Origin of the sequence: Gimesia aquarii (genome assembly GCF_007748195.1) — a bacterium.
In the GTDB taxonomy this organism is placed as follows: Bacteria; Planctomycetota; Planctomycetia; order Planctomycetales; family Planctomycetaceae; genus Gimesia; species Gimesia aquarii.
This window is the reverse complement of record NZ_CP037920.1, coordinates 6,668,875-6,680,764: the sequence shown is the minus strand read 5'-3', so window position 1 is coordinate 6,680,764 and position 11,890 is coordinate 6,668,875. Positions and strand designations below refer to the sequence as shown.

Annotated in this window: 9 protein-coding genes; 3 read left to right on the top strand and 6 right to left on the bottom strand. The window is 46.5% G+C overall.

The genetic code is table 11. From position 1 onward, the window contains the following. Window positions 1-91 precede the first annotated feature (91 nt). From V144x_RS25480 to proC, 6 genes are all read right to left on the bottom strand, one after another. A complete protein-coding gene (locus V144x_RS25480) occupies window positions 92-1,420 on the bottom strand; it encodes a metal ABC transporter permease (RefSeq protein WP_144989557.1) in 1,329 nt (442 codons plus the stop codon). Next, window positions 1,420-2,931, bottom strand: coding sequence for a metal ABC transporter permease (locus V144x_RS25475; RefSeq protein ID WP_144989555.1), 1,512 nt, complete (start codon window positions 2,929-2,931; stop codon window positions 1,420-1,422). Before V144x_RS25475 ends, V144x_RS25480 begins: the two co-directional genes overlap by 1 nt. After that, a complete protein-coding gene (locus V144x_RS25470; protein WP_197998639.1) occupies window positions 2,928-3,743 on the bottom strand; it encodes a metal ABC transporter ATP-binding protein in 816 nt (271 codons plus the stop codon). Before V144x_RS25470 ends, V144x_RS25475 begins: the two co-directional genes overlap by 4 nt. Before the next feature lie 101 nt (window positions 3,744-3,844). After that, on the bottom strand, window positions 3,845-4,840 hold the full coding sequence (locus V144x_RS25465) for a metal ABC transporter solute-binding protein, Zn/Mn family (RefSeq protein ID WP_144989553.1): 996 nt from the start codon (window positions 4,838-4,840) through the stop codon (window positions 3,845-3,847). A 115-nt stretch (window positions 4,841-4,955) separates the two neighbouring features. Further along, window positions 4,956-7,724, bottom strand: a complete 2,769-nt coding sequence (locus tag V144x_RS25460; RefSeq protein WP_144989551.1) for a prolyl oligopeptidase family serine peptidase — start codon at window positions 7,722-7,724, stop codon at window positions 4,956-4,958. A gap of 177 nt (window positions 7,725-7,901) precedes the next feature. After that, window positions 7,902-8,729 carry a pyrroline-5-carboxylate reductase gene (proC, locus tag V144x_RS25455; RefSeq protein WP_144989550.1) on the bottom strand — a complete coding sequence of 276 codons (828 nt, stop codon included), beginning with the start codon at window positions 8,727-8,729 and terminating at the stop codon, window positions 7,902-7,904. Window positions 8,730-9,016: 287 nt separating this feature from the next. Here proC and V144x_RS25450 point away from each other — a divergent pair, with 287 nt between their 5' ends. The 3 genes from V144x_RS25450 (at window position 9,017) to V144x_RS25440 (ending at window position 11,853) form a co-directional block, all read left to right on the top strand. Next, a complete protein-coding gene (locus V144x_RS25450; protein ID WP_232102642.1) occupies window positions 9,017-9,838 on the top strand; it encodes a menaquinone biosynthetic enzyme MqnA/MqnD family protein in 822 nt (273 codons plus the stop codon). Beyond that, window positions 9,807-10,937, top strand: a complete 1,131-nt coding sequence (mqnC, locus tag V144x_RS25445) for a cyclic dehypoxanthinyl futalosine synthase (protein ID WP_144989546.1) — start codon at window positions 9,807-9,809, stop codon at window positions 10,935-10,937. The genes V144x_RS25450 and mqnC overlap by 32 nt, the downstream gene beginning before the upstream one ends. 154 nt (window positions 10,938-11,091) lie before the next feature. Beyond that, entirely contained in the window at window positions 11,092-11,853 is a 762-nt protein-coding gene (locus V144x_RS25440; RefSeq protein ID WP_144989544.1) for an ATP-binding cassette domain-containing protein, read from the top strand. Window positions 11,854-11,890 lie beyond the last annotated feature (37 nt).

Genomic DNA, 11,890 nt, shown 5'->3' with positions numbered 1-11,890 from the left:
GCCAGATGAAATCGCTGCAAAAGGAAAGGCAGACTCCAAACTTTTGCGACTAGCATTTTGAAACCATTGATAGATAGCGTTCAGAACTTGTTTAACCCCTCTCATCCTCCGGTGGAATGGGGCGCCCGTGTGGATCTTGGTCAGTGTCTAACGTGTCTTTATTCAATTTTTCGCGCAACTGTCGATCGGTGAAGTGTTCCAGTTGTTCGGCCTGTTTGTGAATGTTTTCAGCAGACATACCTGCGTGTTCAACTAAGTAATGTTCCCATAGTCGATGAGAGCGTACTAATTGTCGCGCGCGATCACGACCAGTTTCCGTTAACTCGTAGGTTCCATTTGAATCGATAACTTGACCATGTCTAGCCAGGAAGTGGAGACTCCAATCGGTAGGCAGCGGACTCGAAAAAAGAATTTCTCTCAGGTAAGTCGCATCAGGTTTTAGTTGAGGATCACGTTCTTCGATCCGGTACATCAAAGCGATGATGTCTTCAGCAAGAATTTTCCAGGCAAGGATCTGCCTTCGCACAAAGACAACAATGATTCCATGTCGTGGTGCAAATAACGCTGCGATGATAAACAGCAATCCTGCGGCGACTGCCATCATTCCCGCTGTGGATGTGCTCTGAAACCCAAACCAGCGAGGAACCGTCATCGCGCTGATATGACCGAGGACTGCTGCGATGATTGCCAGAATGGCACTGAGAATAATCATGCGTACCAGGCGATCTGTTAACATATAAGCGGCAGCCGGCGGTACGACAAACATCGCCACCACGAGGATATTTCCTACCGTTTCAAAACTGGCGACTGCGGTAACGGCAACGAGTGTCATCAAAGTATAATGAATGAGTGTGGCATTAAAACCTGTCGTGGTTGCCAGGGCCGGGTCAAATGAACTGAGTTTCAATTCTTTGAGAAACAGGACCACAAATAAAAGATTGATCAGTAACACAACAGACAGCACCACGACAACACGCGGTATTTCCCAACCGGAAATGAGGATTGTATCAAGGGGGGTCAGTTCGATCGCTCCATATAGAACACACCCCGGGTCCAGATCAACATGATCTGCTGCTTGCACGATCATCACCAGACCTAAAGCAAATAGAGAGGTGAAGACTACACCCATCGAGGCCCCTTCGTCTACTTTCCCAAAGCTCCGAATCCATTCTGTAAATAACGCCGTTAGGATACCTGCTAAAACTGCACCAGCAAACATCGGAATACTACTACGACTGTCGCTGATAAAGAACGCTGCTGCCAGACCGGGTAAAATGGCATGCGTAATAGCATCGCCGAGCATACTCATTTTCCGCAGGACGAGAAAATTTCCCAATAGAGCCGACGAGACAGCACACAAAATGCCAGCGGCGATGATCCACCCATCAAGAGACCAGTTCCACTGTTCCAACCCACTCATTAGCGTAACCTTCGAGCATGAGGATTTTGTGAATTGGTTTTGTTTCGATCAATCTCTATCGTGTGTGGACTTTGAAGTACCCCTTCAGATGTTTGTTGAACCAGCAACGATTCTAATTCTGAGATCACTTCTGGTTCCAGGACATGTTCGATCGCATCGGCATCCTGATCGACTTTACTCGGAGCAACATCGGCATATGTGATCAAATACAGTTCCCACAAACGATGTTCGTGTACGAGTCGAATTGCTTCTTTGAGCCCTGCTTCCGTGAGTTGCATCTGATTTTCATGAACTAGTTCGACAAGTTGTTCTTGTTGGGCGCGTTTTATGATTTTTTTGAGTTTCGGTCGAGACCAGCTTCGCATTTGAAAGACTGCGTCAATGGGGACCTGTATGGATTCCAATCTCTGTTTTTCATTGAGAAGTCCACGCGCTTCAAGGTATTCATAAATGCCACGTAGCAGGTGTTGTCGATTGATTTTTGTGTTCAATTCGTATCGTCGTAGTTTACGGATCAAGATGCCGCGTGGAACACCAAAGACCATGCTGAACAAGAACATCGCCGTCGAGACCAGCACAATCATTGCACCCGAGGGAAGATTGGGAAAGATGGCACTCATGGCTGAGCCGATCATACTACTAAGGGCTCCGAGCACGATGGCCACGATTGTCATGTTGACCATTTTTTCGGTCCAGAAACGTGCTGCAGCAGGAGGAATGACCAATAGAGAAATCATCAGAATCAATCCCACCGCTTGCAGTCCAATGATGGTAACCACAACCACCAGCCCCATCAGCATCATGTCCAGAAAAACGACGGGGAAGCCACGTGAGTCGGCAAAACCTTCATCAAAACAAAGGAGTGTCAATTCTTTAAACAACAGAATGGAAATCAGCATACAAGTCATACCAGCACTCCCGATAAGCCAGGCATCGCTGGCGACCATCGAGGCGGTCTTCCCATAAATGAATGATTCCAGGCCAGCAGCATGACCGGTTTCCATTTGTTGTACGATTCCCAGGAGCGCGATTCCAGCGCCAAAAAATACGCTCAGCACAATTCCTAATGCGGCATCTTCTTTTAAACGTGTCAGGTTTCGGATGAGGAGAATGGTGGCGATCCCCATTAAGCCACTTAAAGCGGCTCCCACGAGTAAAACTGGCAGTGATTTTCCATCCAGCCCCAATGTTGTAGCGACAATAAAGGCAATCGCAATACCGGGAAGAGTGGCGTGACTTAATGCGTCTCCCATCAGTGCTCGTTTGCGTAATAAGGCAAAGCTGCCAACCATACCGGCTGACATTCCCAAGAGTGTAGTGCCCAGGATTACGATCCTTGTGTTATAATCCTGTAAAAATAAAACGCGTTTCCAATCCGACCATGTGGGCATTGTGATGCTCCGGTCCGTGATGGACTGTTGTGACTGAATTTCTCTTGCATTATCTTCGGCAATGACTAACGATTGCGGAACAAAACTGGCAAGTAGAAACACCAGAAAGTACGGCCTCATAAAGACTGCTCCCGGCGTCGCATGGTTTCTGTCGCTTCTTCCAATAACGTCAAGCGTCCGCCATAGGTCTTTTGAAGATTCTCTGGGGTGAACACGTCAGCGGTTAAACCGTGATCGATGACTCTCATATTGAGTAAGATCACATAGTCAAAATACTCGGGTACGGTTTGCAGATCATGGTGAATGACCAGCGCCGTTTTTCCTGCCTCTTTCATTTCCTGCAGGATCTGGACAATCGCTTTTTCTGTAGCGGCATCAACGGCCGCGAATGGCTCGTCCATCAGATACAAATCGGCATTCTGAACCAGGGCTCTTGCTAAAAATGTCCGCTGTTGTTGACCACCAGAAAGCTGACTGATTTGCCGCCGTGCATAATCGGCGATACCAACCCGTTCTAACGCATCCATCGCCAGGACGCGGTGCTTTTTACGAACGGGGAGACACCAGCCGATTTCTTTGTAAAGCCCCATTGTCACGACATCCAGGGCATCCACGGGAAAATCCCAGTCAACGCTTTCTCTTTGCGGGACATACCCAACGCGTTGTCGATTTTTTTGATAGGGTTTACCAAATATTTGCACTCGTCCGGAAGCTTTGGGGATGAGTTCCATGATGGCTTTGATCAATGTACTTTTGCCGGCACCGTTGGGACCGACTATCCCGACTAATTTGCCCGGCGGAATTTCAAAACTCACATCCCAGATTACGGGCTTTCGATGATAGGCAACTGTCAGGTCATAGACCGAGAGCGGAGTTTCTTCGGGCGGAAGTTCAGGTTGTGTAGTCGTAGTGGAACTCTCTCTAATATTCATAAGGTAGAAATCGATTCATCAAATATCTGAGGTTCTAAATGTGATTTTATCTCTCATGGAAATCAATTTATAGGTGATGAGCTGTGCTGCGCTTGATTTCATCAGTGCGAGAGTTTGTCTTGCATACCTCTTTCCGGAGCCGTTCCACCTAAGGCACGCGTGACGGTTGTGAAATTATGATCCAGCATTCCAATATAAGTACCCTCATAGGTGTCCGGTTCACCCATGGCGTCCGAAAATAATTCACCACCGATGATGATGTCATGTCCTTGTGCTTTCGCCCCATCGATGAGTGCGGTGATATTCTTTTTCGAGACACTGCTTTCTACAAATACCGCTTTGATATTTTTGTTAACCAGCATATTGACGAGTTCGTTAATTCGCTTGAGCCCCGCTTCTGATTCCGTCGAAATTCCCTGAACGCCTTGCACATTCAAGTCATAAGCGCGACCAAAATAATTGAAAGCGTCATGTGAAGTAATCAGAATGCGACTCTCCTCAGGAATTGACTTTACGATTTTTAAACCATATTGGTGCAGGTTTTCCAATTGTTGTTTGTATACTTTCGCGTTTTCTTGATAGTCTTTTGCATGAGTCGGGTCGAAATTACTCAAGGCCGTTTGCACCGCATCAACACATTCTGACCAGGCAGCGACGTCCATCCAGACATGCGGATCGTAGTGACCATCGAAGTCGTCTGGTTCGAGTAATGTTTTTTCATCGATCAATTCTGTGACCGCGTAAACAGGTTTGTTTCGCGAAACTTTAATCAATGTATCCGCCATTTTACCTTCCAGCATTAAGCCTGAGTAAAAGACGATATCGGCGTTCATTATGGTTTGCACGTCATCCCGGGTTGCCTTATGCATATGAGGATCAACACCCGAACCCATGATTTGAGTCACATTTACATGATCACCACCAACGTTCTTGATTAGGTCTGCAACCATGCCAACGGTTGCTGCCGCCTGAATCGGATAGGTTAGTTCTTTTCCTGAATCTTGTGATTCTGATGCATTACTAGTTGAGGGATTTTCTCCTGTATTACATCCAACCAGAAAACTCAGTAACAAAACGAAAGCGAAAAGCCTTCTCATACATAAACTCCCGTTAGAGCGTTGCTATCGACAAAACTAAAATGTAGCCATGGCTACATTTTTCTCTATTCTATCAGAGGTTGGGTTGCTGTCAACTCCAGCGGGACGGGGTAAATCAGGGTTTCAGGTGGCGATCAAAGAATCCGATGACGAGTGGCCGTAAGTCTTTTTGTTTTGGCTGGAGATGGAAACTATGAGGTGCTCCCTCGATGATGAGCAATTCTACGGGGATATTTCCTTTTTTCAGAGCAGCCGCTAAAAGTTCTGATTGCTCAACAGGAACCAGAGTATCTTTGGTACCATGCAGGATCAGGAATGGAGGATCATCATTCGTAACGTGAGTGACTGCCGAGGCCTGTTGACTGAGCAGCTTTTCTTCTTCAGAAAATGAAGACAGTAAGTCCCGTGATTGGGCCAATGCAATCAGATCATGCGCACCATACATGGGAATAACGGCTTGAATGCGAGAAGAAAAACCGGCATAGGGTTCTTGAGGGTCTAGTTTGGGATCATTACCGGTGACAGCCAGCATGGCGACCAGATGACCGCCTGCAGAGCCACCGATGGCTCCGATGTGATCGGCGTCAATCTGATACTGGCTTGCATGTTTTCGCAAAAAACGAACAGCCGTTTTACAATCCTGTAGATGCCCAGGCCAAACTTGTTTCAGGTTGTCTGTAAATTTTGATCGTTTCTTGGCCAGTTGATAATTGATACTGGCACAAACGTAACCCGCTTTGGCGAGTGAGTTGCCAATGTTTTGTTCTCGTCGAGCTGCCTTATCACCGCCGTGCCAGCCACCTCCGTGGATGACGATGATTGCGGGGTAAGGCCCTTTCTGAAACTTGGGGTCTGGTAAATACAGGTCGAGTTTTTCAGTGCGTTCTTTACCCAGATAGCTGACATCTTTGTTAACGCGAATTTGAGGCAATTCCTGTTTGACGCGATCGCTTGGTTCAATGAATTGGACTTTTTCTGATCCCGCTAGTTCCACAAGTTGTTTGATGTCGAATGCCTTGAGTAATCCGAAACAGAATAATTCAGGTGCCTGATTGACGGACTTATTTTCTTCAATGATTTGTTTCAGTGAGCCCATCGAATCTTTTAATCTGATGCTAGAAAAGGTCTTTGGTTCAATGGCAGCCGCGGCAAGAGTATACAAGCTGCTGCGAGGTCCTTCTGCTTGAACTTTAACGGAATTTTGGTTTTGTTTCTTTTGTAACCAGCGGGCAATTGCCGTTAACTGACTCGCCTGGATTCCCAGCGGACGTTCTCCAACTGAAGCGACTAACAGGCCATACAGGAAATCGCGTTGACTGATTTTTGACTCCCCAAAATAAAAGGGATCGATGGCCAGAACCGTTTCACCTTGCGCAAGCAGTTTTTCAACCGTTGATGCCAGACTTTTGCGACCTTCATCGGCGACAACGATTGTTGTTGATTTAGAGGGGCCTTTCGAAAACTCTGTAGCTGGAACCGTCCAGTCGTCATTGATCCTTAACTTCCAGAATTTAATGGTTGTATTGTCTATCGCCGCTTGACTGCTTTTTTCTCCCGTCGCCAGTGTTTTTTTGTAATGCACAATCTTTTTGAGCAATTTCCTGGGATTCTTTATAGAAGAAAAAGCCGCTTTTCGAGGGAGATCTTTGCATAGCCTTAACGCCAGTGAATGAAATGTCTCATTATTTTTGGGAAGTTCAATTTTAAGTTCGTCTGCTGATTTTATTTCTGAGGTACATTCGATTTCCTTAGTGGGTAGTGGCTTTCCTGGTTCGGAAAAGTGGGCTGAGAACATCCGGTACAGCGCTTCGCGATTATCCTGTAAAAAATTGTGATCACCGGGATCGTCGTTGACGTGCGACTGTAAATAGTTTTCTTTGTCATATAGTTTGTAAACGGGGAAGGCTGCCTTCAGAAGTGGGGGCTGTGCATAACCGGATTCAAAACAGCAGTTGTCTTTCGAGTTATTGGTCAACAAAGTAGGCCGCGGGGCACGCATGGCTGTGAGATGGGTGTAGTCTGCATACACCGCCAGATCGTTGGGAGTCTGTTCGGAATCTCCCAGATCTTTTGTATGATAGTTACGAGTCAAAAAGCTGGAATAGCCGGCAACCGGATTGGAAAGTGTCACGCGTTTATCCAGCGAACTGATGAAGATCGTCTGCCAGCCACCGCCTGAAAGGCCGGCGACAGCAACTCGCTCAGGGTCTGCATTGGGGTGGGAAAGCAGGACGTCAAGCCCACGTTCCATAGAAAGATAAAATGGCGCGAGTCCACTCGTACCACACAGGTCCAATTGATTCATGCGATAATGCATCAGGCCGGGCACATTTAATTGTCCCATTCCCAACCATTCAATGTTCAATGCGATCATGCCGCGTTTGGCCTGATTGATACAGCGTACCTGTTTGTAGTCGGCTGCTTTGCCATTCCGATCATGCCCATTGACATTCATGACGACGGGAACTTTTCCACTAAGCTGTTTCGGAACATAAAGTAGAGCGGGAACCCAAAGGCCAGGTACCGCTTCGAATCTCAGTTTCTGAATTTTGTATTCGGGACCACCTGAAATGGTTTCGAGCCAGACAACATTCAGTTTTGAATCACGCCATTTTGCTGCTTCTCCTCGGAATACGACTTTATTTAAAACATTACTACGTACCTTGGAGATATATTTTTCCCATGCATTTACACTGTCAATTTCAGGCATTCCAGGGACTCTAGGTGCGACATATTTTTGGACTTCCTTCCACGGAAGTTCTTTTTCAATAATTGGTTTTGCGAGCCACGTTTTCAGATTTTGCTCTGCGGCATTGAGGTAGTGGGAGGCAGGAATCAGCAGGCAACAAAAAACGAACAAACGGCAAGCGCATTGGTTAAGCATTGTTGTGTCTCCCGATGTTTTCAGGTGGGGAATTAATGGAAGTTCTATTTTATTCTGAGAAAACCAGTCAGGTAACGCAAGTTCGTTAATAAAATTAATGAAATGGGTATGACAAATAATTCCACAGTGAAAGAGAGGTTTCTCCACAAGCTCAACAGTGGCTTATTGAGCTTTGGATTATTCAGAGCTTTTACCGAGTTCAATCGATCGGTTTGTAGCAGCGCTAACCGCGTTCATCAAAGTGTGTCTTAAACCACCGGCTTCTAATTCGTGGATGCCGGCAATGGTAGTGCCGCCGGGACTGGTGACCGCATCTTTTAGGGTACCAGGATGTTCACCCGTTTCAAGAACCATCTCCGCGGCACCTTTAACCGTTTGAGCAGCCAGTTGTGTAGCGATGTGCCGGGGTAGCCCCATCCTTACGCCTCCATCACTGAGCGCTTCAATCACTTGATAAACGTAAGCAGGACCACTTCCAGATAATCCAGTCACGGCATCCAGTTGGGACTCCGGAACTTCAGCTGCAGTGCCAACAGTCGAAAGCAATGACTCAACCAGGCACGCATCTTCATCAGTTGCCTGACCTCCTCGTGAGAAGGCAGAGGCTCCCTGCTGAACCATGCAGGGGGTATTAGGCATAACTCGAATCATTCGTACGCCCTTTCCAAGTTCATCCAGAAAGAACGACAGTGGACAGCCCGCAGCGATGGAGACAATCAGGTGGTGGGCATTGAGAGCGCCTTCAATTTCCTGGACTACGTCAATCATTTGTTGTGGTTTCACTGCCAGAATAATGACTTCAGCCTGTTGGATTACGGTCAAATTTGATTCGACGGCTTGCGCACCGGTCTCTTGGGCAAATCCGGTGAGAGCGGTTTCAAACTTATCACTGGCCCAGACATGTTCAGCTGTTGTGAACCCAGATGAAATTAACCCTCCTGCCAGAGCTGTCGCCATACGACCCGCCCCGATGAATCCAACATTTACGCATCTATTTTCTGACATACCTTAGGTGCTTTCTTATGAAAATATATGATCATGCGGTATGAAACATCCCGCTGAATTTCGCTTGTCCTTAAATTTTCAAGGGTATAGTCCCTGATTGAGAGGGCACAAACTGCTAGAATATAATAACGAAGGTCAAGTTTAATAACGAATTGTAACACCATCGGTCGGGATGTGCATCAGAGTACGTTCTACCTCTGGTCAACCATAGTAGAGCTGATTGCGAGATGAAGATTGCTGGCTATAATAAGTTGGACAATGCAACTGGAAATGAAAGCCAAACGATAATGTCTAACTTGGTTCCACCCCCGATACGTGTGGGGGCGGTCTCCTATCTCAACTCGAAACCTTTAATTGAAGATCTGGAAGGTCTCGCTGAAAATGCTGAACTAATGTTAGATTATCCCAGCCTGCTGGCTGATGATCTGGCAGCAGGGCGGATTGATGTAGGATTAGTTCCTTCGATTGAGGTTTTTCGTAGTTCGAACTACGAAGTGATTTCGAATGCATGCGTGGCGACACAAGGACCGGTGTTGAGTGTGAAAATGTATAGTCGTGTGCCTCTGGGAAAGATCAGGCGACTGGCATTGGATATGGGCTCAAGGACGAGTGCAACTCTTGTCCGAATAATGTTAGCAGAGCAATATGGCGTGATTCCTGAAGTCGAGCCACTACCCATTGAACAGACAATCGAAGCAACAACCGCGGATGCGATTTTATTGATTGGTGATCGTGCCATTCATACACCGTCAACAAATTTTGTATCGACCTGGGATTTAGGAGAAGAATGGTTACGCTGGACTGGCTTACCTTTTGTGTTTGCCATGTGGGCCGTTCGCAGAGACCAGGAGACAGGTTCACTAGAGACATCGTTATGCCAGTCACGTGATAAAGGAGTGACTCTGTTAGATGAAATTGCGTGTCGTGAGGCACCTAAGTTAGGAATCGATGTTTCTGTGGCGCAGAGTTATCTGAAAAATAATCTGAGTTTTTATCTGGGACCTGCAGAATGTTGTGGGTTACGTTTATTTCAAGAATTAGCTATTAAAACGGGACTTGCTCCCGAGGGGGTTCCTCTTGTCTTCCGAAATTGCATCTCTGCTGGATAAAGCAGTTGCCGGCGAGCGTTTGAACCGTGAAGAGGGACTCCAGTTATTGGAATCTCATGATCTGATTGCGCTGGGACGTGCTGCCAATGAAGTGACGAAACGTTTGCACCCGGAGCCTTATCGTACTTATAACATCGATCGTAATATTAACTATTCGAATTCCTGTTCGGCGGTCTGTGATTTTTGTGCCTTTTATCGAACTCCCAATGATCCCGAAGTCTATGTTCTCAAGCCCGAGCAGCTCTATCAGAAAATCGAAGAGACGATTGCTTTAGGAGGCGACCAGATTCTGCTACAGGGAGGTCTGCATCCGACCTTAAAGCTGGAATGGTATGAGGATCTCTTGCGTGATTTACGTGAAAAATTCCCTTCAGTGAATATTCATGGTTTTAGTCCACCCGAGATATATCACTTTACCAAAGTCAATAAACTCTCTTTACAGCAGGTGCTTGAACGATTGAAGGCTGTCGGTTTGGGAAGTCTTCCCGGCGGTGGTGGAGAAATTCTCGTTGATCGTGTGCGTAAAAAAATCACGCGAGGAAAAGTGTTGACTGATGGCTGGTTGGAAGTGAATCGGGTCTGGCATGAACTGGGAGGGATTTCGAGCGCAACCATGATGTTCGGTCATGTCGAAACATTGGCTGAGCGAATTGAGCACCTGGATCGTCTACGCGAACTACAAGATGAGACTGGTGGTTTCTCTGCATTTATTTGCTGGACCTTACAGCCTGATCATACTGATATGGAGTATGTGCCTCCCGCGGGAGCCTTTGAGTATCTGAAAACACAGGCCGTTAGTCGACTTTATCTGAACAACTTTGCTAATATTCAGTCATCCTGGGTAACTCAGGGTGAAAAGACAGGACAGATGGCTTTGTTTTTCGGTGCCAATGATATGGGAAGTTTGATGATTGAAGAAAACGTCGTTTCCCAGGCAGGAACGACACATCATCTGACCGTGGATACAATTCGACACTGTATTATGGAATCGGGATACATTCCTCGACAACGCAATGTCTTTTATGAATATATCGATGATCCTGATTCGAATGGTCCTGCCAAAGGTTCAGGTCACGTTCCTCTGCCAGTGCTCAACTAAGAGAAATTCATTCAGACTCAGGCCTCTAACCAGCCGATTCGCGCCCATAGGGTATGCTTGCTATTAAGAATATCGTATAAGTAAGCCTCTTAAGTCAATGTATTGGTGAAAAGCCAATCGCTCATTTCGTAGGCATCAGGGATAACGGACGGCTATGATTCATGTCGAACAGTTGAGCAAGAGTTTCGATGATTTGCGTCGTGGAAGTATTGTTGCGCTCGATTCTGTGAGTTTTGATGTCCAAGCTGGTGAAATCTTTGGTTTACTGGGACCAAATGGTGCCGGTAAAACGACCTGTCTTCGTATGTTGAGTACGGTTTTGCAGCCATCCGCAGGTTCTGCGACTGTTGCCGGCTATGATGTGGTGACCCAGGCACAGGATGTAAGGACTCATATCGGTTTTATGTCCTGTAATACTGGCATCTATGATCGAATGACTGCCTGGGAGATGGTCGAGTACTTTGGTCGTCTGTATGACATTGAAGAGAATGAACTTCAAGAGCGACTTGATCGTATTTTTACAACGCTGCAAATGCAGGACATCAAGGATCTACTCGGTTCGAAAATGTCGACCGGGATGAAACAAAAAGTTTCTATAGCCCGTACGATCATTCATGATCCGCCGGTTCTGATTTTTGATGAACCAACTTCGGGACTCGATGTATTGGTAGCACGCGCGGTTCTGAAGACCATCGAAGCATTGCGTGAGGAAGGTAAGTGCATCATCTTTTCGACTCACATCATGCGGGAGGTCGAAAAATTATGCGATCGTGTGGCAGTTATCTATAAAGGAAAGATTCTGGCAATCGGTAGTATTCCGGAGCTCGAGGAACAGTACCATGAGTCGGATATGGAAGAACTGTTCTTCAGTTTAATTCAAGAGCATGAAGACCAACTGGCGATGAAGGCTCAATAATTCAGATGATACACTGGAAGAATATTAAGCTTATTTT